The sequence below is a fragment of the Bradyrhizobium sp. SZCCHNR1017 genome (assembly GCF_032381375.1).
GTDB lineage: Bacteria > Pseudomonadota > Alphaproteobacteria > Rhizobiales > Xanthobacteraceae > Bradyrhizobium.
On the sequence record NZ_JAUHIR010000001.1, the window covers coordinates 410834 to 433083 of the forward strand.

General features: G+C 66.6%; 26 protein-coding genes and 1 tRNA gene. 14 read left to right on the forward strand and 13 right to left on the reverse strand.

The window, feature by feature from the left end:
• The first annotated feature begins 132 nt into the window (after positions 1–132).
• Positions 133–930: an NYN domain-containing protein gene (locus QW863_RS01980; protein ID WP_315712109.1), complete on the forward strand. Its 798-nt coding sequence runs from the start codon at positions 133–135 to the stop codon at positions 928–930.
• A gap of 54 nt (positions 931–984) precedes the next feature.
• Here the strand turns inward: QW863_RS01980 and QW863_RS01985 are convergent, their stop codons facing one another.
• The 4 genes from QW863_RS01985 to QW863_RS02000 form a co-directional block, all read right to left on the reverse strand.
• Complete coding sequence (locus QW863_RS01985) at positions 985–1563, reverse strand: hypothetical protein (RefSeq protein WP_315712108.1); 579 nt, start codon at positions 1561–1563, stop codon at positions 985–987.
• Between the two features lie 317 nt (positions 1564–1880).
• Positions 1881–2336: a DUF6968 family protein gene (locus QW863_RS01990; RefSeq protein WP_315712106.1), complete on the reverse strand. Its 456-nt coding sequence runs from the start codon at positions 2334–2336 to the stop codon at positions 1881–1883.
• 406 nt (positions 2337–2742) lie between these two features.
• Entirely contained in the window at positions 2743–3963 is a 1221-nt protein-coding gene (locus QW863_RS01995) for a lytic murein transglycosylase (protein WP_315712105.1), read from the reverse strand.
• A 60-nt stretch (positions 3964–4023) separates the two neighbouring features.
• A complete protein-coding gene (locus QW863_RS02000; protein ID WP_315712104.1) occupies positions 4024–4578 on the reverse strand; it encodes a MarR family winged helix-turn-helix transcriptional regulator in 555 nt (184 codons plus the stop codon).
• Positions 4579–4632: 54 nt separating this feature from the next.
• Between QW863_RS02000 and QW863_RS02005 the strand changes: the two genes are divergently transcribed.
• Positions 4633–5103 carry a carboxymuconolactone decarboxylase family protein gene (locus QW863_RS02005; RefSeq protein WP_315712103.1) on the forward strand — a complete coding sequence of 157 codons (471 nt, stop codon included), beginning with the start codon at positions 4633–4635 and terminating at the stop codon, positions 5101–5103.
• A 59-nt stretch (positions 5104–5162) separates the two neighbouring features.
• Positions 5163–5345: a hypothetical protein gene (locus QW863_RS02010; protein WP_315712101.1), complete on the forward strand. Its 183-nt coding sequence runs from the start codon at positions 5163–5165 to the stop codon at positions 5343–5345.
• Positions 5346–5432: 87 nt separating this feature from the next.
• Here the strand turns inward: QW863_RS02010 and QW863_RS02015 are convergent, their stop codons facing one another.
• The 3 genes from QW863_RS02015 to efp all read right to left on the reverse strand — a co-directional run bounded on the left by QW863_RS02015 (position 5433) and on the right by efp (position 7980).
• On the reverse strand, positions 5433–5696 hold the full coding sequence (locus QW863_RS02015; RefSeq protein WP_315712100.1) for a hypothetical protein: 264 nt from the start codon (positions 5694–5696) through the stop codon (positions 5433–5435).
• Positions 5697–5757: 61 nt separating this feature from the next.
• Entirely contained in the window at positions 5758–7374 is a 1617-nt protein-coding gene (locus QW863_RS02020; RefSeq protein ID WP_315712099.1) for a M23 family peptidase, read from the reverse strand.
• Positions 7375–7413: 39 nt separating this feature from the next.
• Positions 7414–7980 carry an elongation factor P gene (gene efp, locus QW863_RS02025; RefSeq protein WP_315712097.1) on the reverse strand — a complete coding sequence of 189 codons (567 nt, stop codon included), beginning with the start codon at positions 7978–7980 and terminating at the stop codon, positions 7414–7416.
• Positions 7981–8118: 138 nt separating this feature from the next.
• Between efp and epmA the strand changes: the two genes are divergently transcribed.
• Genes epmA through QW863_RS02040 form a run of 3 tightly spaced genes read left to right on the forward strand, consistent with a single transcriptional unit; the run spans position 8119 to position 10553 of the window.
• Positions 8119–9168 carry an EF-P lysine aminoacylase EpmA gene (gene epmA / locus QW863_RS02030; protein ID WP_315712096.1) on the forward strand — a complete coding sequence of 350 codons (1050 nt, stop codon included), beginning with the start codon at positions 8119–8121 and terminating at the stop codon, positions 9166–9168.
• Complete coding sequence (locus tag QW863_RS02035; RefSeq protein WP_315712094.1) at positions 9165–10259, forward strand: lysine-2,3-aminomutase-like protein; 1095 nt, start codon at positions 9165–9167, stop codon at positions 10257–10259. The genes epmA and QW863_RS02035 overlap by 4 nt, the downstream gene beginning before the upstream one ends.
• 36 nt (positions 10260–10295) lie before the next feature.
• Positions 10296–10553, forward strand: a complete 258-nt coding sequence (locus tag QW863_RS02040) for a hypothetical protein (protein WP_315712092.1) — start codon at positions 10296–10298, stop codon at positions 10551–10553.
• A 49-nt stretch (positions 10554–10602) separates the two neighbouring features.
• On the opposite strand, the gene QW863_RS02045 is transcribed toward QW863_RS02040, so the two are convergent.
• The 3 genes from QW863_RS02045 to QW863_RS02055 all read right to left on the reverse strand — a co-directional run bounded on the left by QW863_RS02045 (position 10603) and on the right by QW863_RS02055 (position 13660).
• Entirely contained in the window at positions 10603–11688 is a 1086-nt protein-coding gene (locus tag QW863_RS02045; RefSeq protein ID WP_315712091.1) for a 3-deoxy-7-phosphoheptulonate synthase, read from the reverse strand.
• A 226-nt stretch (positions 11689–11914) separates the two neighbouring features.
• Positions 11915–12502, reverse strand: a complete 588-nt coding sequence (locus tag QW863_RS02050; RefSeq protein ID WP_315712090.1) for an HdeD family acid-resistance protein — start codon at positions 12500–12502, stop codon at positions 11915–11917.
• Positions 12503–12631: 129 nt separating this feature from the next.
• A complete protein-coding gene (locus tag QW863_RS02055; RefSeq protein ID WP_315712088.1) occupies positions 12632–13660 on the reverse strand; it encodes a PrsW family intramembrane metalloprotease in 1029 nt (342 codons plus the stop codon).
• Between the two features lie 778 nt (positions 13661–14438).
• Between QW863_RS02055 and QW863_RS02060 the strand changes: the two genes are divergently transcribed.
• From QW863_RS02060 to QW863_RS02075, 4 genes are all read left to right on the forward strand, one after another.
• A complete protein-coding gene (locus QW863_RS02060) occupies positions 14439–15587 on the forward strand; it encodes a PLP-dependent cysteine synthase family protein (RefSeq protein ID WP_315712086.1) in 1149 nt (382 codons plus the stop codon).
• Between the two features lie 182 nt (positions 15588–15769).
• A complete protein-coding gene (hemA, locus tag QW863_RS02065; RefSeq protein ID WP_315712085.1) occupies positions 15770–16999 on the forward strand; it encodes a 5-aminolevulinate synthase in 1230 nt (409 codons plus the stop codon).
• A 140-nt stretch (positions 17000–17139) separates the two neighbouring features.
• Positions 17140–17718 (forward strand): hemerythrin domain-containing protein, encoded by a 579-nt coding sequence (locus QW863_RS02070; protein ID WP_315712084.1) that lies wholly within the window; start codon positions 17140–17142, stop codon positions 17716–17718.
• Between the two features lie 172 nt (positions 17719–17890).
• The gene (locus tag QW863_RS02075; protein WP_315712083.1) at positions 17891–18016 is read left to right on the forward strand and encodes a hypothetical protein; all 126 of its coding nucleotides are present in this window, start codon (positions 17891–17893) and stop codon (positions 18014–18016) included.
• Between the two features lie 274 nt (positions 18017–18290).
• Here QW863_RS02075 and QW863_RS02080 read toward each other — a convergent pair whose 3' ends face one another.
• Positions 18291–19043: a hypothetical protein gene (locus tag QW863_RS02080; RefSeq protein WP_315712081.1), complete on the reverse strand. Its 753-nt coding sequence runs from the start codon at positions 19041–19043 to the stop codon at positions 18291–18293.
• Positions 19044–19257: 214 nt separating this feature from the next.
• Here QW863_RS02080 and QW863_RS02085 point away from each other — a divergent pair, with 214 nt between their 5' ends.
• The 4 genes from QW863_RS02085 to QW863_RS02100 all read left to right on the forward strand — a co-directional run bounded on the left by QW863_RS02085 (position 19258) and on the right by QW863_RS02100 (position 20615).
• On the forward strand, positions 19258–19590 hold the full coding sequence (locus QW863_RS02085; protein WP_315712080.1) for a Rieske 2Fe-2S domain-containing protein: 333 nt from the start codon (positions 19258–19260) through the stop codon (positions 19588–19590).
• Between the two features lie 213 nt (positions 19591–19803).
• Positions 19804–19878 (forward strand) — tRNA-Glu (locus QW863_RS02090).
• A 165-nt stretch (positions 19879–20043) separates the two neighbouring features.
• Positions 20044–20301, forward strand: a complete 258-nt coding sequence (locus QW863_RS02095; protein ID WP_315712079.1) for a PilZ domain-containing protein — start codon at positions 20044–20046, stop codon at positions 20299–20301.
• A 44-nt stretch (positions 20302–20345) separates the two neighbouring features.
• On the forward strand, positions 20346–20615 hold the full coding sequence (locus QW863_RS02100) for a porin (RefSeq protein ID WP_315712078.1): 270 nt from the start codon (positions 20346–20348) through the stop codon (positions 20613–20615).
• Between the two features lie 5 nt (positions 20616–20620).
• On the opposite strand, the gene QW863_RS02105 is transcribed toward QW863_RS02100, so the two are convergent.
• Together QW863_RS02105 and QW863_RS02110 are read right to left on the reverse strand one after the other, a co-directional pair.
• Complete coding sequence (locus tag QW863_RS02105) at positions 20621–21262, reverse strand: glutathione S-transferase family protein (protein WP_315712077.1); 642 nt, start codon at positions 21260–21262, stop codon at positions 20621–20623.
• A gap of 267 nt (positions 21263–21529) precedes the next feature.
• A complete protein-coding gene (locus QW863_RS02110) occupies positions 21530–21982 on the reverse strand; it encodes a VOC family protein (RefSeq protein WP_315712076.1) in 453 nt (150 codons plus the stop codon).
• Positions 21983–22250: the final 268 nt, after the last annotated feature.

The following is a 22250-nucleotide window of genomic DNA, read 5'->3' on the forward strand; positions in this document are numbered from 1 at the left end:
TGCACGCCGCGCCTCGCGTGGCCGCGCCCTGTCGCGCATCGCGAGTCCCGTCATTCGCCTCAAGAAAATCATTCGAATGGACGTCGGCCCGCGTATAAGGAATGAGACCAAGGCCTACTCAAGGACCATCTGATGCCGTCCGAACCCCGCTCGCCGCGTCTGGCCGTCCTGATCGACGCCGACAATGCCTCCGCCAAGATCGTCGACGGGCTGTTCGAGGAGATCGCCAAGATCGGCGAGGCGAGCGTGCGCCGGATCTATGGCGACTTCTCCAGCCCGCGCTCGAGGCCGTGGGCCGATACGCTGGCGCGCCACGCGATCGTGCCGCAGCAGCAGTTCGCCTACACGACCGGCAAGAACGCCTCCGACATCACACTGGTGATCGATGCGATGGACCTGTTGCATAGCGGACGCTTCGACGGCTTCTGCCTGGTGTCGTCCGACAGCGACTTCACCCGGCTGGCGGCGCGCATCCGCGAGCAGGGCATCGACGTGTTCGGCTTCGGCGAGCAGAAGACGCCGGAGAGCTTTCGGCAGGCCTGCCGCAGGTTCATCTACACGGAGAATTTGCGCGGCGACGCGGCGAGCAGCAAGGACGCGGACAGCGCTGCGGCGCCGAAGTCGCTGCTGCCGATCAGCGCGGCGACGCCGATGATCAAGAAGGTCATCACGCAGATGGAGAGCGAGGACGGCTGGGTCGCGCTCGGCGAGGTCGGCAAGCAGCTCTCCAACCTGGTCTCCGACTTCGATCCACGCACCTATGGCTGCCGCAAGCTCAGCGACCTCGTGCGCAAGACGGGCGGCTTCGAGATCGAGGAACAGTCCAAGGGCGGCGGCTCGGTGCGCATCCGCGTGAAGGCGGCGAGCGCGTCGCAGCCCAAGGCGCGGGCGTCGAGGTCCGGCCACCGCGAGGCGACGGCCAAATCGTGATCCAGTCGGTGGCAGCGTGTCGTGGTCGGAGAGAACTTGCGAGCGGCCACGAACTCAAGAGTACATTCGGCGGTGCACGGCCGCGAACATCACTCCTATGCGCGTATCGCCAGGTCGGAACATGAATCCGACGACAACGATAAGCAGCAACATTGAGCCTACAACGATCAGGGCGACGCCATAAGACTCCGCGCCGGATTCGGCCTGATGTTTGGAATTTGACGCTGCGGGTATGGAGGCGGGGAGGCTCTGGGGTAGAGACACTGGGCCAACTTGCGCGACATCGATCCACCGCGCTGACCAGTTGGATCTGGTCATCGTCGTCTCGGGCGGGTCGTCTGATTCAGTGCTCGGCTCAAACGGCCGGGCGGCGGCCGACATTTCCGATCGCGCGTCGCGCCAATGCGGCGGCTGCTCCTTCTGCAGCTTGCGCTCGGCAGTTTGGCGTTCAACTCTCGCTATGTGGCGGCGCCTCGTCATTGGTGTGGCGTCCCAACAGTGGTTTGAGCCATGCCAGTAAATATGCACCGAACCGAAGTGATGACGCGCCTCGCTCTTGTTCATACACGAAGGAGACGCTTGCGATGGAGACGTCATGGTTGCCATGACGATGAGGATCAACGCGACACGCATGGCGTCGCTCCGTTGTTAGTTGATGTACACACGCATACTGATAAACATGCCGTCAGATGCTCGAAATCAGATCAAAAGAATGGGTAAATTGTGTCCAGTTGGACAATACGACTGTCCTATGAAGTTTGAGTTCCCATGGTGTAGTTCAGGGAACCTACAAACAATCCCCGCAATTCGTATTCGCCGCCCAGAGCTAGGGCACCGAAGTCTAGCCGGCGTGTGGGCGGCCAAGGTGTGACCGTGGCCGCAATCGAGGAGGCCCTCAGCCCTCCGTCATCGCGAACAACGACCAGTGGTCGTCGTACTCCGCGCCGTCGCTACGGCCGGGCCTCCGTCGTGGGCTTGTCGTGCATGTAGCGATGGACCTCTTGCTTCGCTTCGGGCGGACAGAACGAGATGAAGGGAAGATTGGCGTCTCCCGCCGGTGCGCCGTCCACGGCATCGGCCAGGTGATGCTCGTGCTTTTCCAGATGAACGCAGGTCCGGTAAAGGCCCAGATACAAGGCCTGGAACGAATCCACGCCGGAGATGGCCATTTCGAACGGGTTGCCCAAGCCGCGAATTTCAATGTCACAGTACCAGGATCTCGGTCCGGCCCGTCTGGGCGCGGACAGTCTGGCGACGACGGCGGTGTCCGTCGTCACATCGCGCAGCACACGCTCGGCGACGACCTCGGTCAATTTCGTCTCGGGTACATTTTCCGGCGGCACCGACGGGATCGGACCAGGCAGGGCGTCGAGCAGCTCGCGGTCGCGCTCGGTGATGAAGCGCAAAGCCTCGGTCCGGGTTTGCGGAAAGCAGCAGTCTGCGATCAGCGGGACATCGACGTCACCGGGGTCTCCATTGAGGAAGGCGAGGCTCCCCTCGTCCTCCGTAAGCAGCCTGCAGAGGAGTTTCAGCCCCAGACACAGCGACTGAAACGAGTCGACACCGCTGATCCACTTGTCGACGGGGCTCTCCAGCCCCTCGATGGCAATCCTGCAGCGTCACTCGAAGTCGTCGACCCGTTCGGGCGCGAACACCCGCGCGGCGACATCGTTGCCTGTCGCCACATTCCGGTAGGTGCGCTCGGCCACGATCATCGTCATTGCTCACTCCGGTCGATAGGTTCCTGATCCCGATGAATTCGTGCGGCGAGCGGTAAGCACGTATGCGCGATCCGACCCGCGCGGACGGCCGTCAGCCGCCTTGCCGCAGCTTCGCCAGCACCTTGAGCCCGCCATAGCCGTCGGCCGGCTGGAGGCCGGCCTTGGCCTGGAAGTCGCGGATCGCTTTCATGGTGTCGTTGCCGACGCGGCCGTCGGTGCCGCCGGTGTCGAAGCCGGCTGCGGTCAGGCGCTTCTGCATCTCCTGCACCTCGGCCAAGGTCAGCGCGCGCTCGGAGCCGGGGAAGGGCTGCAGGAACGGCGGTGCCCCCAGGATGCGGTCGCCGAGATGGCAGATCGCGAGCGCGTAGCTCATGGCCGGATTGTAGGACTTCACCGAGTAGAAGTTCGGGCCGAGCAGGAAGGCGGGGCCGCCTGCGACCGGGATCCAGAGCTGCGCTGACGCATTGGGCTGCGGGAACGGCTGGCCGTCGGCGCGGGTGACGCCGGCCGCCTGCCACGCCGCATAGCTGCGACTGCCCGACATGTTGCCAGGCGCGCGCACCTCGTAGCCCCAGTGCTCGCCGCGGTGATATTTGCCGCGGTTGACGAGATAGCGCGCGGTCGAGCCGAGCGCGTCGTCGGGCCGGCCGAACGGGTTGATCTTGCCGTCGCCGTCATAGTCGAAGCCGACATTGAGCCAGACCTCGGGCATCCATTGCGTGTGGCCCATGGCGCCGGCCCAGGAGCCGCGCATCTCCTCCGGCGTGCTCCAGCCGCGATCGACGATCTTCAGCGCATTGGTGAGCTCGGTCTCCCAATAGGCCTTGCGCCGCGGCTCGTTCCAGGCGAGCGCGGCGAGCGCCGGAAACACCGGGCGCATGTGGTTCTGCTGCACCAGGGGATCGCCGAACGCGGACTCGACGCCCCACAGCGCGAGAAGCGTGCCGCGCTCGACGCCAAAGTCCTTCTCGATGCGGGCGAACAGCGCCTCGTTCTTCTGCAGCGCGATCTTGCCGTTGATGACGCGCCAGTCGGAGACGCGACGGTTGATGTACTGCCAGAGCTGCTCCTTGAACTCCGGCTGGTTGCGCATCTCCTTGAACACGGTCATGTCGGGCTCGAGCCGCGCCATGACCCGCGTCCAGGTGGCCGGCGAGATGCCCTTGGCGAGCGCGCGGGCGCGAAACCCGTCGCGCCAGGCGTCGAACTCGGCCGGGGCAGCCGCTGCCGGCAGCGCGGGGACGAGCAGCGCGGTAGCGCCAAAGCCGGAGCGGAGCAGGGCGCGGCGGGTCATGGAATCGGGCTGGGTCATGGCGCCAGTCTACCCGGTCAGGGCGGGGCGCGGCAAAGCCTTGGGAGCGGCGGGAACCCGCTAGGCGCCGTGGAGGTCGGCGGCGACGTGCGCCAGCCAGCGGCGGATGGTCGCGAGCTCGCTCCGTTTCAAGCCGCGGGCCAGCCTGCGCTCGATGATGGTGGCCTGCCGGCGCGCCTTGGCCAACAGCGCCAGCCCGCGGCGCGTCAGGCTCCATCGCAGCATCCGACCGTGGACGGGATGCGGCGTGCGCTCGATGGCGCCGTCGCGTTCGAGATTGCCGATGATCACGTTGACGGTCTGCGGCGTCAGCAGCGCAACGCGGGCGAGGTCGGCGCCGGACAGCCCGGGATAGGCCTTCAGCATCGTCAGCACCACGAATTGCGGATGGGTCAGCCCGGTTGGGATGAGCGCGCGGTCGAGCGACAGCCGCGCCGCGGCCTGCGCCTGGCGCAGCAGATAGGCGAGGTAGCCGTCCTCGCCGCGCTTGCCCTCGCCGGGCGATGGCGGGCGGGCTGCCGTCCTGGGTCGAGTCCCGGTTTGACTCCTGGGCCGGCGCGCGGGGCCGGCCTTTCGCGACGCTCGCGCGGTCGTCAATTCCGGTGCCTTGCGCATATCATCAGAGCCCTGATAAGTTGTCATACATCTGATAACACGAGAGACAGGCCCATGTCACATGCGCGAAGCGAGTACACCGCGTTCCGGAGCCAGGCGCCGGAGCTTTACGATGCCATCCTTGCGGTGAGTCAGCAGGCGGCGAAGGCCGGCCTCGACAAGCAGTTGCTCGAACTCGTCAAGATCAGGGCGTCGCAGATCAACGGCTGCGCATTCTGCGTGCAGCATCATGTGCTGCTGGCCGAGAAGCTCGGCGTGTCCGCCGACAAGATCAATCTCGTCGTGGTGTGGCGCGAGGCGCCGCAATTCTCGGCCCGCGAGCGCGCGGCGCTGGCGTTCACCGAGGCGCTGACCACGCTGCAGGGCGGCGTCAGCGACGAGGTCTATGCCCAGGCCCGGGCCGAATTCTCGGAAACGGAGCTGGTGTTCCTGACGTCGGCGATCGGCGTGATCAATCTCTGGAATCGCTATGGCGTCGCCTTCCGCTGGACGCCGGCGGAGCGGCCCGTGCGGGCGGTCTCGTGAGTTGTCCGGAACCGCAGCGCGGCCCGGCGGGTTATACGCGGGAGGCAGAGGAGGCGCGCATGACCGGGACGGACGAACCGCTCAAGCCGGAGGATTTTCCGCTGGAGGCCGACAAGGAGCGCGTGCAGCGCCAGGACGGCAAGCCGATCGCAACGACGAAGAACGAGGCGATGGCGCAAGAGATTGCGGATCGTCTCAACGCCGAGGAGCACCGCCGCGAAGAGGACAAGTGGTCGGCATGACTTCTTGCTCCTTGGCCGTCTCCTTGGAGTTGCAAGAGACACACGCCGCTTGCAGTCAGCTCGAACCGATCAGCAAGGGGGCTGCGCTCAAAACGGATTCGCCGGCTGCGCCCGCTGGGGACCTTCCGGCTTCGGCTCGACCGCGAGGCTGGGGTCGGTCGGCATCACGCGCGCGCCGGCGGCGCGGGCGACCTGGCCGGTCATCGAATGCCGTGCCGCCTCGGCGGACTTGATTTCCGGCGGATGCCAGCGGTCGCGCACCAGCATCGTCAGCGCGCCCACGCAGAGCAGCGCAATCGCGGTTGAAACGAGCGCGGGTCCGGCTCTGCGATGCGGGTTGGCTGTCATCATCTGCGATCCTCCTGACCAGACAACCCGGAGCGGTGGGTCTCGGTTCCGGGCCCGCCGGCGATCAGTTCCGGTCGCGCCCTGCGGCGGCGTCGGCCGCTGGTCCGAGCGGTGACGATCCGAGTGCGCCGGTCGTCGACGGCGGCGACGCGGCGATCTCCTCCAGCCCGACCTCGCGGCCGCGGCCGCCGATCAGGCGCTCATAGGCTGTGATCAGCGTCACGTAGGGATTGACCCAGATCCAGCCGTCGCGCGTGAACAACTGGACGTCGAAATGCAGATGGCGCGTGGTGCCGTTGGGATGGTCGAGATAGTTCGAGACCACGCCGATCGGCTCGCCCTCGCGAAGGCTGCGGCCGTTGAGCAGGCCGTCGGCATCCATCGCCGTGGGGTTCATGTGCATGTAGCGGAAGCGGATGTGCTCGGTGCCGCTGTTGACCTGCACCGTCGCCGCCTGCTGCCGGGTCGAGCGGATCACGACGCCGTCGCGCACGGCGAGCACGCGCTGCCGCCACGGGTTGCAGCCGTCGGCGCCGTCGCGGCGCACCGGGCAGGCGCCCGGCCTGAGATCCTGGCCCTGATGGCCGAAGCCGCTGGCGCACTGGCCGACGTTGAAGCTGCGCGCCTCGCAGAAATTGTCGCGCCAGGGATACTGGCTCCATGGCTGGTCGAACTTGTCGCTCGCGCGCCGGCGGCCGAACGACTGCGAATGCACATAGGCCGGCGCATCCAGCGGATAGCGGATCTGCGAATAGACGGTGCGGTCGGGCCGCCCGCTCCGGCCGCGTCCGCCGCTGTTGGCGACGATGTCGCCGACAGGCCGATAGGTGAAATCGGCATCCAGCGTGAGCGGGCGCTCGGCGGCGAGCGGCGCGATCTCCGGCGGGATTCGCGACGGCTGTCCGCCGGCGATGCGCAGCGCCTTGAGAAAGCGTTCGGCGATGGGATAGGCCTCGCGGCAGGCGAGCCGGCGCGGCCGCGGCGCGCTGTCCAGGCACTGGATCGAGACCACGTAGGGCACGCCGAAACGCGTGAAGGCGTAGCGGACATAGCCCTCGCGGATGAAGCGGCGCAGATCGGGATATTGCGCTGACAGCGCCTTGACGCCTTCGCCCTTGCCGCCGGCGGGATCGGCGACATCGTAGGTGAGGAGCGAGCCGGTGATCTGGATCTCGACCGGCTTTGCGAAGACGCGCGGCGGAAGGCCGGAGGTCATCTCCGGCGGCAGCGAGAACACGGCATCGTAGCCGGACGGGCCGGCATCGAACAGGTCGGTCTGGAAGTCGGCCTGATAGCGCGGCAGATCGCGCGCCGCGATGGCGGCGCTGCGGCGCGCGGCGAGATAGGACGTGGCGTCGAACGGCAGCAAAACGGGGACCGGACTGCGTCCGATCCCCGTGAAGATGGTCGAGGTCACGCCGTTGAGCTGGACCAGCGCGGGCCTGCGCCGCGCATCGCCGGCCGAAACGCTGCTCCGGTGCGCGGACAGAGCGAAGTCGGCGGCGACCTCGGGCGCCGCGTTGAGTTCGGAGCGGAGCTGGTCCAGCGCCGCGCGCCAGTCGGCGCGGTTGATGGTGAGGGCGGGCGGAGCAAAGTCATCGGCCGCGCGCGTCGTGGACGGCGCGGCCAGCGTGATGATCGCCGCCAGGGCGGCGATGAGTGTGATGACCCGTGCCCCCAAATCCCCCCGCGCCCCCCGGCGTCAGATCCTCGAGATGCCTCAGTCCTTGGCGCGCTCGCAGTAGGAGCCGTCCTCGGTCATGACGACGATGCGGGTGCCGACCGTGATGTGCGCCGGCACGCCGGTGCGAACGCCGTTGGAGAGCACCGCCGGCTTGTAGGACGACGACGCGGTCTGGCCCTTGGTGACCGGCTCGGTCTCGACGACCTCGAGCGTGACGCGCTGCGGCAGCGTGATCGCCACCGGGACCACGTCGTGCATCGACAGCTTGACCGTCATGTTCTCCTGGAGATAGGCGGCCTGGTTGCCGACCACGTCCTTCGGCACCTGGACCTGGTCGTAGGTCTCCGGGTTCATAAAGTGGAAGCCGTCCGCATCCTCGTAGAGGTACGTGAAGTTGCGCTCCTCGATCGTCGCCTTCTCGACCTGGTCGGTGGTCTTGAAGCGCTCCGAGATCTTCACGCCGTCGCTGATTCGGCGCATTTCGATCTGGCTGACCGGAGTGCCCTTGCCGGGATGGATGTTCTCGGCGGTCACGACGACATAGAGCTTTCCATCTTGCTCAATGACGTTACCCTTGCGAATAGAGCTGGCGATGACTTTCAAAGCTGTTTTCCTGACACTGAAAAGGGGGCGCCGGACAAAGCCGGGGCGCCACGCGACGCGGAATGCGGTTTCGGGCGGCAACATACTGATTTTGTCCGGGGTTGCCAGTCTTTTGCGGCCCGAACGGGCGACCTCCTGATGTCCCGGGAGCCCGCGCCTTCGCCGTGGTGGTCGCCGCAGCGGCACGCCGATGTCAGGCCGTTCCTGCTCGCCCGGACCGCCATCACCAGGGCGTTGCGGGCCTGGTTCGACGAGCAGGGGTTTACCGAGGTCGAGACCGGCATCCTGCAGGTGTCGCCGGGCAACGAGACCCATCTGCACGCACCGCACACCGACCTGACGGCGCCGGACGGAACCCGGCACCGGCGGTATTTTCGAACCTCGCCGGAATTCGCCTGCAAGAAGCTGCTGGCGGCCGGGGAGCGGCGGATCTTCGAGTTCGCCCGCGTGTTCCGCGACCGCGAGCGCGGCGACCTGCATCTGCCGGAATTCACCATGCTGGAATGGTATCGGGCGGAGGTGCCCTACGACGCGATCATGGCCGACACGGTCGTGGTGATCGCCCATGCGGCTCAGGCGACCGGAATCCGGCGGTTCGCCTTCCGTGGCCGCACCGCTGATCCCTTCGCCGAGCCAGAGCTGCTGACGGTTGCCGGCGCGTTCGCGCGCCATGCCGGGGTCGACCTGCTCGCGACCATCCGCGACGGTGCGGGCGACCGTGGGGCGCTGGCCCAGGCCGCCGCCGGCAAGATCCGGATCAGCGACGACGACACCTGGTCGGACCTGTTCAGCAAGGTGCTGGTCGAGCATGTCGAGCCGCATCTCGGGCGGGGTCGGCTCACGGTGCTCCATGAATATCCGGCGCCGGAGGCCGCGCTGGCGCGGGTGGCGGCCGACCCCCGCGTGGCCGAGCGGTTCGAGGTCTACGCCTGCGGCGTCGAGCTCGCCAACGGCTTCGGCGAGCTCACCGACGCCGCCGAGCAGCGCCGCCGCTTCGAGCAGGAGATGGCCGAGAAGGAGCGCCGCTATGGCGAGCGCTATCCGCTCGACGAGGACTTCCTCGCTGCCGTCGGAGCGATGCCGCAGGCCAGCGGCGTGGCGCTCGGCTTCGACCGCCTGGTGATGCTGGCGGCAGGCGCCACCAGGGTCGACCAGGTGGTGTGGACGCCGCCGGCAGGTGAGCGATGAACAGGATCGAACGTCCGACCACGTTGCGCAGCGCCGAGGATCTCGTCGCGCAGGGCTTGGCTGACGCGGCGGACCAGCCGGCGCTGGCACGCGTGGCGCAGCGCTATGCCGTGGCGGTGACGACGCATCTCGCCGACCTGATCGATGCCGACGATCCCAACGACCCGATCGCGCGCCAGTTCGTGCCGAGCGTGGACGAGCTGAAGGCCGCGCCTGGCGAGCGCGGCGATCCGATCGGCGACGATTCGCATGCGCCGGTGCCCGGCATCGTGCACCGCTATCCCGATCGCGTGCTGCTCAAGCTGGTGCATGTCTGCGCGGTCTATTGCCGCTTCTGCTTCCGTCGCGAGATGGTCGGGCCCGGCAAGGACAATGCGCTGTCGGAGGAGGCCTATCGCGCGGCGCTCGACTACATCCGCGCACATGACGAGATCTGGGAGGTGATCCTCACCGGCGGCGATCCGCTGATGCTGTCGCCGCGGCGGCTGAAGGAGATCATGGCCGATCTCGCCGGCATCGATCACGTCCGGATCGTCCGTATCCACACCCGTCTGCCGGCCGCCGATCCCCAGCGCATCACGCCGGCGCTGGTTGACGCGCTGAAGGCGCCGGGCGCAACGACCTGGATCGCGCTGCATGCCAATCATCCGCGCGAATTGAGTCCGCCGGTGCGCGCGGCCTGCGCGCGGCTGATCGATGCCGGCATTCCCATGGTCAGCCAGTCGGTGCTGCTGCGCGGCGTCAATGATGACGCGGCGACCCTGGAGGCGCTGATGCGCGGCTTCGTGGAGACCCGCATCAAGCCGTATTACCTGCACCATGGCGACCTCGCGCCGGGCACGGCGCATCTGCGCACCACGCTGGCGCAAGGGCAGGCGCTGATTCGAACGCTACGCGGCCGGGTGTCCGGCCTGTGCCAGCCCGACTACGTGCTCGACATTCCCGGCGGCTACGGCAAGGCGCCAGTGGGGCCGCAATACCTCACTGCGGATGAAACTGTTGAGCAGGATCATGCGGCAGCTGCGCAAACGCGCTATCGTGTGATTGACTATTGCGGTGAGGCGCACCTCTATCCGCCCGCCGCGGGATGAAGTGTCCTGCCGATTCCGCTGACACGGAGGAGCAACATGAAGAAATTTGCGATCGCGATGGGGCTCCTGATGGCCGTCACCGATGGCATCGCGCTGGCGCAGAGCGGCAGCGGCTCTTCCGCCGGCACTGGATCGAAGAGCGGCATGCCGCCGCAGGCGCCGGTCGGCCATCGTCAGGTGCGCCCCAGCGACCTGCCGAAGGCCGAGCAGGCCGAGGACAATTCGATGAGCGGCACGACCAAGGAAGACCGCGAGCTCGATCGCAAGATCAAGGGCATCTGCCGCGGCTGCTGAGCGCGATCTGCGGCGCGCCCGACGCGCGCCGCTTGACCGGTCGTGAGTGTTACGCCGAGCGCTCACGCGGGGAGTTGCGAAGCGCCGCACGCCGGGCGGCGACGGCTTCGGCGAGCTGCTCCAGCACCTCCACCGTCGTGTCCCAGCCGATACAGCCGTCGGTGATGCTCTGGCCGTAGGTCAGCGCCACGCCCTGCTTGACGTCCTGGCGTCCCGCGATGAGGTGGCTCTCGATCATCACGCCCATGATGCGCTGCTCGCCTGCGGCGAGCTGGCGGCCGACGTCGGCGGCGACCAGCGGCTGGTTCTCCGGCTTCTTGCTCGAATTGGCATGGCTGGTGTCGATCATCAGCCGCGCCGGCAGTCCGGACTTGATCAGCTCGGCCGCGGCCTGCTCGACATGGGCGGCGTCGTAATTGGGGCCGCTGCCGCCGCGCAGGATGATGTGGCAGTCCTCGTTGCCGGTCGTGGCCGCGATGCCCGAACGGCCACCCTTGGTCACCGCCATGAAATGGTGCGGGTGGGCCGCGGATTTGACCGCATCAGCGGCGATACGGATGTTGCCGTCGGTGCCGTTCTTGAAGCCGACCGGGCACGACAGGCCGGAGGCCAGCTCGCGGTGGATCTGGCTCTCGGTGGTGCGCGCGCCGATCGCGGCCCAGGCGACGAGGTCGGCGATGTACTGCGGCGTCGTCATGTCGAGGAATTCGCATCCCGCCGGCAGGCCGAGATTGTTGACGGCGGACAGCACGCTGCGCGCGAGCCGCAGGCCCTTGTTGATGTCGAACGAATTGTCGAGGCCGGGATCGTTGATCAGGCCTTTCCAGCCGACGGTCGTGCGCGGCTTCTCGAAATAGACCCGCATCACGATTTCGAGGCGGTCGGCGAGGCGCTCGCGCAAGGCGGCGAGGCGGCCGGCATAGTCGATCGCCGCGTCGGGATCGTGGATGGAGCAGGGGCCGACGATGACCAGCAGGCGGTCGTCGCTGCCGGTCAGGATGGCATGGATCGCATTGCGCGCGGCCATCACCACACGGGTGGCGGTGAGGGTGCGGGGGATTTCACCCATCACCTCCGCCGGCAGGCTCAATTCCTTGATTTCCTTGATACGAAGATCGTCTGTGGTGCTCAGCACGGCGGGCTCCTGGGTCTCTTGGGTGGGCACCTGCCGGCAATAAAAAAGCCGCCAGGTCTGGCGGCTCGTTCGGATATCTTGCTGCAATGTGTCAGATTGAGCGCGATCCTCCCGCCGCCAGCGAGCTGTCGTAGCTAAAGTACCAATAAAAGCTGGTGGCGGCGTTGATCATGCCCATCCTATAGCGGCCGCGCGGCCGCTTGTCATCCCGAAAATCGAGCCGGCGTCAACCGTTGCGCGCGGCGAGCGCCATGCCGATCATCGACAGCCCGCCGAACAGCAGGTTGATGCCGACCAGCAGACCGATCGCCCACAACGCCGTGCCGGGCAGACCGGAAATGATGATGCCGGCGATCGCGATGTCGACCACGCCCGAGATTGCCAGCCACGACCAGCGCCCGGACAGCTCGCGGCGGTGCTCCAGCGCATACATGATGGTGGCGACGCCTTCTGCGAGAAAATAGACGCCGATCACGATCGTTAGCGTCACCGTCCCCTGGACCGGCTGCGCCACCAGGATGACTCCGGCGACGATGGCGAGCACTGCCGACAACAGCGACCACCAGAAGCCGGGCATGCCGCGGGCCCAGAAGGTGAGCGCGAGTCCCGCGATGCCCGAGATCAGGAACATCCAGCCGAGGAAGATCGTGACCGCGAGGCTTGCCAGCGGGGTGAGGATCATCGCGAGCAGGCCGAGAACGGCGAGCAGGATGCCCTCGATCAGGAAGGCCTTCCAATGCGCGCGCACGGCTGCGCCCATCTGCGACTTCATGCGCTCGAGCTCGGGCGGAATCGTATCCTGGGGAAGGGTCATGATCGTCACTCCGGGCAAGCTCACGCGCTTAACGCCGCGGCCGCCTGCCCACGCACATGGTGAGGACCTGCGGCCCGGACAAGCGCGCAATGCGCATTTGGTTGCTCTGCCGGCCCCGCGATGCCGGGATTATGCCGTCGTCCGAATCCGGTTGCGACCGAAAACATAGATCGTCGTTGTGACAATCAGAAGGGCCATCCCGACGATGATCGCGGTGAGACCGAGGGGAACCAGAACCGCGGCGACATTGCGGTCAGGGTTGAGCAGCCAATGCCGGATGGAGGTCAGCACGAATCCGAGCCCGACGAAGCCGGCGGCGCCGCCGAGCAGGAGCAGCGCCCACATCCTGCGCAGCTGGCTCAGCCTTGCCCGCGCCACCTCGGTGCGCGGCGTGTGGTGATGGGCGACGCGGCGCACCAGCCGCGCGGCAAGGGCGATCGACGAGAACCCGATCAGCACGCTGATGCCGCCGAGCCAGAGGCGCGCGGCGGTGTCGAGGGTCGATGCCCGCTGCAGCAACAGCAATGGATAGTCGAAGGCCGCATGCAGCATCACGGGTGCGGCCAGCACCAGCGCCCAGCTCGACAGCCGCGCCCCTTCGCGATTGTGGCGGTTGGCGCCAAGCGCCGTACTGGTGCGGGCGATCGCGAGATAGGCACCGGCAATGATGCCGAGCGCGCCATGAAACGGCACGGTGAGCACGCTGCGCAGCACCGCCAGCGAGCGCCACATCTCGGCATGCTGGACGAGATAAGCCAAGTTCTCGTAAGCCGCGAAGCCGAGCCCGACGGCGGCACCGTAGAATACCGTGTCCATGGCATTGCCGACCTGCCGGCGCCGCGACCACAGCGCGGCGATCACCGCGACCTTGGCGAGCTCTTCCGGCAAGGCGACGCCAAAAAGGGCCCGGACCGCCTGGGCGATCCAGGGATTCTCCAATGTCAGCCCGACATGCTGGAACGGCGTCCTGATAATGCCGAGCAGGAGCACGCTGGCTGCCCCGAGCAGGAAGGCGGTCCAGATCTTGAGCGGAGGGCCTGAATTGTCACCGGCGGCGACCACCAGCCAGAGGATCAGCAGCGCGGGCGCGATCGCGGCGGTGCCGATCACGGTCGCGAGGGCTTCGAGAAGGTTCATTTGCGATGGCAAGTAAGCCATGGTCTCCGATCATCCAATGCGGCGGGGCCGAACCGACCCTCCACCACCCGCGCGGAGAATGGATTTGACATCGGTCCGTGGCCGCACGGCAAGATCTACATGTCGGCAGAATGAGCCGCCCTTCAAGGGAAAGAACCCCGTCCGGGGGCTCGATTGGGGGAGGGACCGCTGCAGGGCCGAGTGCAGCCGCCGTCGGCTGCCGCCCGGCTGGTCTCAACGGGGCCGGGAGGCTCTCGGCGCCGTCGCATCGCCGCCGCGCACCGGGGCCTCCTGGCGCGGTTCGACCGGGGTCCAGGCGTCGGTGCGGGAGGTGGTTGGCGCCTGGGCGGTCGTCGGCGTTTCCACGCAGCTCAATCGTGGTGTCGGGTCGGCCACACGCCGGCATTCCAGACCTTCAGCGAAAGCGGCCTGACTGATCGCGCACGCAACCAGAACAATCGAAAGAACTCTCATGGTGCCCCTCGGAGCAGGCTTGGGTCGCCCGTGATGCAGGCTCGACTCGGTCGTGCCATTCGATGATGCCCAGCTTGGCCGCAAAAGCGTGCAAATATTTGACCATTCTCGCCGTCATTCAAAAATTCTTCCGAAATTCGCGCGTGCATTCCATGAGTTGCAAGCGATGCGAGCGTTTTTCGCTGGCGCAAACGCGAAGCCCTTTCGCTCCGTTGCGGTGCCAAGGCGCGGCAGCCGGCGCCGAACTGCCATTTGCCCCCAGCTTGCTCGGCATGGGCGGCCGGGCGGGCTTGATGCGGCAAAGGGATCATGGTCGGTTGCCGCGATGAATTCGCCGTCTTGGTCAGCTTCCGACAGAGCCTGTGGTCCACGCTATCGCCGTGGCTGGGTCGACGACGCCGTGGCGGCCATCGAGGCCGACCAGTGCCGGACCGCCGACACGCACTTGATCCGGCTGATCGTGCCCGCGCTCGCCGGCATCGACATCTACCTGAAGGACGAATCGACCCACCCGACCGGGAGCCTCAAGCATCGGCTGGCCCGATCGCTGTTTCTCTATGCGCTTTGCAACGGCCACATCCGGGAAGGCACGCCCGTGGTCGAGGCCTCCTCCGGGTCGACAGCGGTATCGGAAGCCTATTTCGCGCAGATGATCGGCGTGCCGTTCTACGCGGTGATGCCGCGCACCACCTCGGAAGAGAAGATCGCCGCGATCACGCATTACGGCGGCAATTGCCATCTCATCGATGACGGCCGGTTTCTCTATGCCGAGGCGGCCGCGCTCGCGAGCCGGCTCGGCGGCCATTACATGGACCAGTTCACCTTCGCCGAGCGCGCTACCGACTGGCGCGGCAACAACAACATCGCCGAGTCGATCTTCAACCAGTTGCAGGGCGAGCGCCGTCCGCTCCCGGAATGGATCGTGATGGGCGCGGGCACCGGCGGCACGTCGGCGACGATCGGCCGCTATCTGCGCTACCGCCGGCACCCGACGCGGCTGTGCGTCGCCGATGTCGAGCATTCGGCCTTCTTCGACGCCTTCTGCAACGGCGACAGCGCCCGGACGTGCGAACGGCCGTCGCTGATCGAGGGCGTCGGCCGTCCGCGCTGCGAGCCATCCTTCGTGCCGGGGGTCGTGGATCGCATGATGAAGGTGCCGGATGCCGCCTCGGTCGCGGCGATGAACGTCCTGACGCGGCGGCTGCGCCGGCCGGTCGGCGGCTCGACCGGGACCAACTTCCTGGCGCTGTGCCGGCTGGCGGCCGAGATGCGGCAGGATGGACAGAGCGGCTCACTGGTCACGCTGATCTGCGATTCCGGGGAGCGCTATCGCCAAACCTATTACGAGCCGCAATGGCTCTCCGCGCGCGGTCTCGACCCCGCGCCGTACGAGGCAGCTCTGTCCGCCTTCCTCGACACCGGTGCGCCGCTGCGGCTCGAGGTTGCCGATGCGGAGAACCCGCTGCGCGCCTGAACGCCTCCGGGGGCGTCGCGGACCGCGGCGAGCGGCATCCGGATGCCGGCATCGTGCGCGATCCCTGATCTGGATCAACGAAGGACGCGACGGATTGCGCTTTGGTCCGACCCCGAACAGGCCTCCAAGGGCGCGCCGGAACGCAGGTTCGGGACGCGAGCAGGGGAAGGACGGATCAGGTGATGAACTACGACAGCTATTTCGACCGTGCCCTCGACCAGTTGCACCAGGAACGGCGCTATCGCGTCTTCGCCGATCTGGAGCGCCTCGCCGGCCGCTTCCCCCGCGCGATCTGGCATTCGCCGGAGGGGCCGAAGGATGTCGTGATCTGGTGCTCCAATGACTATCTCGGCATGGGCCAGCATCCGAAGGTGATCGGCGCCATGGTCGACGTTGCCGCGCGCATGGGCACCGGCGCCGGCGGCACCCGCAACATCGCCGGCACCAACCATCCGCTGATCGAGCTCGAGCGCGAGCTTGCCGATCTCCACGGCAAGGAAGCGGCTCTGGTGTTCACCTCGGGCTACGTCTCCAACGAGACCGGCATCTCGACCATCGCGAAACTGCTGCCGAACTGCCTGCTGCTGTCGGACGCGCTCAACCACAATTCGATGATCGAGGGCGTCCGCAAGGCCGGGAGCGAGAAGCAGGTCTGGCGGCACAACGACCTCGCCCATCTCGAAGAGCTGCTGCGGGCGGCCGATCCCGACCGTCCCAAGCTGATCGTCTGCGAGAGCCTGTATTCGATGGATGGGGATGTCGCGCCCTTGCACCGGATCTGCGATCTCGCCGAGCGCTATGGCGCGCTCACATACGTCGACGAGGTCCATGCGGTCGGCATGTACGGCCCGCGCGGCGGCGGCATCGCCGAGCGCGACGGCGCGATGGCCCGCATCGACATCCTCGAGGGCACGCTCGCCAAGGCCTTCGGCTGCCTCGGCGGCTACATTGCCGCCAATGCCAATCTGATCGACGCCGTCCGCTCCTATGCGCCGGGCTTCATCTTCACCACAGCCTTGCCGCCGCCGGTTTGCGCCGCCGCGACCGCCGCGATCCGCCATCTCAAGACCTCGCAGTGGGAGCGTGATCGGCACCAGGACCGGGCGGCGCGGCTCAAGGCCGTGCTGAACGCCTCGGGCCTGCCGGTCATGCCGTCCGACACCCACATCGTGCCGGTGCATGTCGGCGATCCCGAGAAGTGCAAGACGGCGTCCGACCTGCTGTTGTCCGAGCACGGCATCTACATCCAGCCGATCAACTATCCGACCGTGCCGCGCGGCCTGGAGCGGCTGCGCATCACGCCATCGCCTTACCATGATGACGGCCTGATCGACGCCCTGGCCGAGGCGCTGGTCGACGTCTGGGACCGGCTCGGCCTTGCGCGGGCGCCGCAGGCGCTGGCCGCGGAGTGAGCCGTTTCCGCTGACCTGTCACATCGGTCTGTCAGTTTGATCTGCCGCAATGCCGCCCGCGCTCGCGCGGGCGTAGTCTGTTACGTTCAGGGAAAATGCCGGTTCGGCAAGGCCCAGCCGGCGCACAGGCGAGGGCGGCCATGGCAAGGATCATCGAAGCGCTGCTGCAGGAGCACGAGAATCTCGAGAAGCTTCTCTCGGTGCTCGAGCACGAATTGGAGCTGTTCGATCACAATCGGCGGCCGGACTACGACATCCTGCAGAGCATCATCGCCTATTTCGAGGACTATCCGCAGCGCTGTCATCATCCCAAGGAGGAGATGATCTTCGGCAAGCTGCGCGAACGCGACCCTGCCGCGGCCGCAGCCTATGGCGACGTCGACGACGAGCACGAGACCGAGGCGCAGCGGCTGCGCGGCTTTGCCGACGCCGTGAACGCGGTGCTGTCGGACCAGGAGATCCTGCGCGAGAGCTTCCACGCCGCCGTGCATGAGTTCATCGACAGCCAACGCGAGCATCTGCGCAAGGAGGAGACCCTGCTGTTTCCCGCGGCGCTGCGCGCCCTTCAGGCGGAGGATTGGGCCGATATCGACGCCCGCATGTCGGACCGCAAGGACCCGCTGTTCGACGGCGACGTCGCCGAGAAATTCCACAATCTCGAGCGGACCATCCTGCGCTGGGAACAGGAGGCGGAGCAGGCGCGCGCCACCGCCGGCTGATGGCGTTTTGCCCAATTGCGCCCCGCGACCGGTGGACTATAGTTCCAGTGGGGGCAGGCACTCTTTCGCGGAGCTGGCTATGGCCGCTTTGAACACTGGGCTCGATCCGGTCCGAGGTTCGTCGAATGCAGGGGCAGGGGCAGATGCGGCCCGAACCCCTGCGCAGGTCCCGATGGCGCAGCAGAGTGCCTTTGGCAGCCACGGCTATGACATGTATCCCCAGGAACTCGTCCGGCTGTCGGGCTGCCAGGAGCAGGCGCTGCGCCGGGAGACGAAGCGCGCCTTGCAGCTGAGCTGAAGGTCTTGTCCGATCTCGCCGCTCGATGGTCCCCGCGCTGGTTCATGGCCGGAACGCAAACCCCGGATCATGGTTGTAGTTCATGATCGTGGTTATTCCGGTATACGTGCGTTAACCTATCATTAACCAGATCGCGCGACCCTGTTCGCATACCCCAGGAATGCGACGGAACCGGACGGCCGGAGCCGGCAGTCGCGACAAGAGGCCGGCGGCGTAACGCCCGCCGGCCTTTTTGCGTGGGCGGGTCAGCTGGAATTGACACCGCACCCTTGCGTCAGTTGCGCCGCGCCAGCGAGCGTAGGAAGCCCTGATATTCCTCGTTCAACTCCATATCGACGGCAGGCGCGAGCTTCAGCAGGACATTGGCGATGAAGGCCTGGTCGTTGCGCGGCTCCTCCAGCACCTCGCGCAGCACCGGGACGTTGTCCTCGATGTGATGCAGAAAGGCGACGCCTTTCTCCGCCGTCTCGGTCCAGCGCGCCCGCGTCCATTTCGCCAGCGGATACATGATCTCGTGGACGAAGTTCGACTTGCGCGCCTTCTCGAAGAAGCGCAGTCCGGCGCTCCAATATTCCTTGGCGCGCAGCGGCGGTGGCGGCAGATCGCCTGTCAGCATCTTCTTGCCGGCCTGGCCGACGAAATCGTCGAGCGTGGTCGGCGCATCGATCGTGGCGCGGAAGTGCCACAGCGCGAACGAGCCGGGAAAATCCTTGCCCATGCCGTCGAGCAAGGCGGTCTCGACCTTGTCGACCGCGGCCTTGTCGCCCTTCAGCGACGCCGTCATCGCGAAGGCGAACAGCGCGTCGTTGCCGACCTCGTGGACGCCGCCGTTCTGCAATTGCGCCGCCGACAATGCGGGTGTCTTGCCGTCGGCAGGCACCACGGCCTCGCCGGCGCGCTGCGCCTTGATGAAGGCGGTGATCTCGAGCCAAGCCATGAGGTTGGCGATGAAGGCGTCGGGATCGACATGCACGATGGCGAGATTGAGCGGCTCCTTGCGTGTTCTCAGCTCGGTCATGTCGGTCATGTCGCACTCCGCCGCAACTCGCCGCCGAGCGGTCTGTCGCCTTTGCGACACGATGGCTCGTTCGACGAGAGATGCCGGGAAAGGCAGCAAGAAGGGTGCCATGGTCTTGTCAGGCTTGGTCTTGTCGGGCTCGCGGGCACAGCGCGGTCCGCGGAACGAGTTTTGCTCGTGGTCCTTCGATTGCGATGGTCGCAATGGAGCATGAGGCCAGCGAATGTTCACCCGCGTCTGCAAGGCCGACACCATCGACGAAGGCGGCATGCGCCTCGTCATCGCCGACGCCCAGCTCGTCATCCTTGCCTGGCCCGACAATGGCGAGCTCAAAGCGTTCCAGGGCGTCTGCCCGCACACGGCGGCGCCGATGGAGGAGGCCGGCTTCGACGGCCGCGTGCTCAGTTGCCCCGTGCACAATTGGACGTGGGATGCTTTCACCGGTACGCCGCTCCACCCGCCGGAGAGCGCGCTGGCGCAATATCCGGTCAAGGTCGAGGACGGCGTGGTCTACATCGACACGGACGGTATCGCTCCGCTGTTTGCGGCCCGTTGAGCACGCGGGAAGAGACCGGAAACACCGCCACGGGGTGGCTTGCCCGGCCGGCGAAACGCCTCTATACGTTCGGCGCGCGGCACGGAATCACCGTCGGTGGTTCAGCCGACCTCGCAGATCATCGCCTCAAGCTGCTGATTTGCTGAAGGTTTTACCGAAACGTGCAAGCGGCGATGGCACCGGGGCCTCGTGCCCTCTGGCATCGTGCGTATTGCTCCCTTCGTCTATCGGTCAGGACGCCACCCTTTCACGGTGGAGAGAGCGGTTCGATTCCGCTAGGGAGCGCCACTCCGCGCCGGCATTCCTTCCATCTTCGATCTTGAAACGGACGGTTTGCGCCGAGACGCGGTCGGCGCGAGGTTCTGCAGCGATGAATCGCACGCGCAGTCGGGGTCCGGTCAACCGTCCATTAGGGTCCTTGCCGTACTGCAACGGGCGAGCAGGAGCAGGATGATGGCCGCGCCCAAGAAGCGGGAAGCCCGCAAATCGATGAAGCAGCCGGCGTGGATCACGCTGGATGGCGGGTTCGCCGTGCGCCATTGCCTGGTTCAGGACATTTCCAGCGCCGGCGCCAAGCTGACCCTGCAGGACGCGGCGGCGCTGCCGGCGACCATCCGGCTCGCCTTCGCGCGCGACGCAAGAACGGGCCGCCAGTGCCAGGTGGTGTGGCGCCGCGGCGCCTCGGTCGGCGTCAAGTTCATCGGCAAATAGACGGCCGGTGTCGCTTCGCTGCGGCAGACGCGCTAACAAGCGGCATGTGTCGATCTCTCATCCTGGGCGCCCTCGCGGTGCTCGCCGCCGTGACCGTGGCAGCCGCTGGCTCGCCGGGGTCGTCGCTTCTTGCGCCATCGCTTCCCGGGCCGAAGGCGGCTGGATCGAATAAGGCCGCACCCCGTTCAGGCGCCGCCATCAGCAATCCCTGCGCGTCCTACGGCGCCAACTTCGTACGCGTCGAGGGAACCGATACCTGCGTGAAGGTCGGCGGCGCCCTGCGCGTCGAGATGGGCACCTCGACCAGCCGCTGAGGTGCTCACGACAGCGGCGGCGCGATGTGGCGGATGAAGGCCGGGCGTTGCGCGATCTGTCCGTACCAGCGCGCGAGGCTCGGCAGCTCCGGCTTGACGACACCTTCGACTCCGAACCAGCGCCGGGCATAGGCGCCAAGCGCAATGTCGGCGAGCGTGAAATGCTCGGCCTCGACGTGGCTGCGCGTGGTCAGATGCGCGTCGAGGATGCGCCACATCGCCGCGGCGTCGTCGGCCGCCTTCTGCAAGGCGGCCATGTCGCGCTGCTCCGGCGGCGTTCGCACCAAGCCCCAGAACAGCGGACGCTCGATCGGCTGCACCGTCGACAGCGTCCAGTCCAGCCAGCGTTCCACCGCGGCGCGGTGCTGTGGCGTCGTTGGATAAAGCGGCGTGCCGTCGCCATAAGCGAGGCAGAGATAGCGCATGATCGCGTTGCTCTCCCACAGCACGAAATCGCCATCGACCAGCGTCGGGATGCGGCCGTTCGGATTCATTGCGAGATAGTCCGCCTCGTTGTTGCGGCCGTACTGCATGCCCGCGTCGATACGGTCATAAGCGACATCGAGCTCGGCGAGACACCACAGCACCTTCTGCACGTTCACCGAATTGGGGCGGCCCCAGATCGTCAGTCTGTCGTCGGCGGACACGTTCGGCTCCTCTCTGGGCGAGCGTCATCATTAGCGCATGTTACGCAAAAAGCCCCGCTCGAAGCGGGGCTTTTCCGACGAACGCATCGTTCGCGGCGATCAGTGGCCGAAGAACAGCCAGAGCAGAATGATCACCGGAATCGGCACGCCCAACAACCACAATAGAAGTCCTCGACCCATCTCGGCCTCCTCGTATCCTCTCCATCAATCGGAGCGACAACGCGAGGGTGGCCACGATGTTCCGGCTTGATCATGAAGGCGAATGACTCACCAATGTCCGGTGTTCGGCATCGACAGCCAGGGCTCGGCCGGCGCCTTCGGCTCGCCCTTCTGCAACAGCTCGATCGAGTGCAGATCGGGCGAGCGGATGAAGGCCATGTTGCCGTCGCGCGGCGGCCGGTTGATGGTAATGCCGAGCTTCATCAGCCGGTCGCAGGTGGCGTAGATGTCGTCGACCTCATAGGCGAGATGGCCGAAGAAGCGGTCCTCGCCATAGCTCTCCTCGTCCCAATTGTAGGTGAGCTCGACCAGCGGGGCGCCACGCGTCGGCGGCAGGCTCTTCAGCAGGTATTCATCTTCGGGTGCGCAGAGAAACACCAGTGTGAAGCGACCCTTGTCGTTGTCGATCCGGCGCACCTCCTTGAGGCCGAGCGCATCGGAATAGAATTTGAGCGCGGCGTCGAGATTGCGCACGCGCAGCATGGTGTGGAGATAACGCATCGTGTCTTCTCTCCCTGAACTCGAAGCGGATGGTCAACGGCCGCCTGCGGACGCCGATCCATAGCAGCAATTCGCCCGCCCGTGTATCGAGCCTGATGCTGCGGCGGCGCCGGCTCGCTCGGATGTGCGGTGCGCGCGACGACGCATTCGACGGGGCTGCGCGGTGTTGCGAGAGCCCCTCCGTATGCCAGCGAATCGCTGTTTTGGCAGTGATTCGCGGCATGGATGGACGGGCGCGATGCGACCGCATGCAGGGATTTCAGCATGT

Excerpts from the sequence above, each read along its gene's own strand:
- QW863_RS01980 (WP_315712109.1), top strand. The coding sequence starts at position 133 with ATGCCGTCCGAACCCCGCTCGCCGCGTCTGGCCGTCCTGATCGACGCC.
- QW863_RS01985 (WP_315712108.1), bottom strand. The coding sequence starts at position 1,563 with ATGCGTGTCGCGTTGATCCTCATCGTCATGGCAACCATGACGTCTCCA.
- QW863_RS01995 (WP_315712105.1), bottom strand. The coding sequence starts at position 3,963 with ATGACCCAGCCCGATTCCATGACCCGCCGCGCCCTGCTCCGCTCCGGC.
- QW863_RS02000 (WP_315712104.1), bottom strand. The coding sequence starts at position 4,578 with ATGCGCAAGGCACCGGAATTGACGACCGCGCGAGCGTCGCGAAAGGCC.
- QW863_RS02005 (WP_315712103.1), top strand. The coding sequence starts at position 4,633 with ATGTCACATGCGCGAAGCGAGTACACCGCGTTCCGGAGCCAGGCGCCG.
- QW863_RS02010 (WP_315712101.1), top strand. The coding sequence starts at position 5,163 with ATGACCGGGACGGACGAACCGCTCAAGCCGGAGGATTTTCCGCTGGAG.
- QW863_RS02015 (WP_315712100.1), bottom strand. The coding sequence starts at position 5,696 with ATGATGACAGCCAACCCGCATCGCAGAGCCGGACCCGCGCTCGTTTCA.
- epmA (WP_315712096.1), top strand. The coding sequence starts at position 8,119 with ATGTCCCGGGAGCCCGCGCCTTCGCCGTGGTGGTCGCCGCAGCGGCAC.
- QW863_RS02035 (WP_315712094.1), top strand. The coding sequence starts at position 9,165 with ATGAACAGGATCGAACGTCCGACCACGTTGCGCAGCGCCGAGGATCTC.
- QW863_RS02040 (WP_315712092.1), top strand. The coding sequence starts at position 10,296 with ATGAAGAAATTTGCGATCGCGATGGGGCTCCTGATGGCCGTCACCGAT.
- QW863_RS02050 (WP_315712090.1), bottom strand. The coding sequence starts at position 12,502 with ATGACCCTTCCCCAGGATACGATTCCGCCCGAGCTCGAGCGCATGAAG.
- QW863_RS02055 (WP_315712088.1), bottom strand. The coding sequence starts at position 13,660 with ATGGCTTACTTGCCATCGCAAATGAACCTTCTCGAAGCCCTCGCGACC.
- QW863_RS02060 (WP_315712086.1), top strand. The coding sequence starts at position 14,439 with ATGAATTCGCCGTCTTGGTCAGCTTCCGACAGAGCCTGTGGTCCACGC.
- hemA (WP_315712085.1), top strand. The coding sequence starts at position 15,770 with ATGAACTACGACAGCTATTTCGACCGTGCCCTCGACCAGTTGCACCAG.
- QW863_RS02070 (WP_315712084.1), top strand. The coding sequence starts at position 17,140 with ATGGCAAGGATCATCGAAGCGCTGCTGCAGGAGCACGAGAATCTCGAG.
- QW863_RS02075 (WP_315712083.1), top strand. The coding sequence starts at position 17,891 with ATGGCGCAGCAGAGTGCCTTTGGCAGCCACGGCTATGACATGTATCCC.
- QW863_RS02080 (WP_315712081.1), bottom strand. The coding sequence starts at position 19,043 with ATGACCGACATGACCGAGCTGAGAACACGCAAGGAGCCGCTCAATCTC.
- QW863_RS02085 (WP_315712080.1), top strand. The coding sequence starts at position 19,258 with ATGTTCACCCGCGTCTGCAAGGCCGACACCATCGACGAAGGCGGCATG.
- QW863_RS02095 (WP_315712079.1), top strand. The coding sequence starts at position 20,044 with ATGGCCGCGCCCAAGAAGCGGGAAGCCCGCAAATCGATGAAGCAGCCG.
- QW863_RS02100 (WP_315712078.1), top strand. The coding sequence starts at position 20,346 with ATGTGTCGATCTCTCATCCTGGGCGCCCTCGCGGTGCTCGCCGCCGTG.
- QW863_RS02110 (WP_315712076.1), bottom strand. The coding sequence starts at position 21,982 with ATGCGTTATCTCCACACCATGCTGCGCGTGCGCAATCTCGACGCCGCG.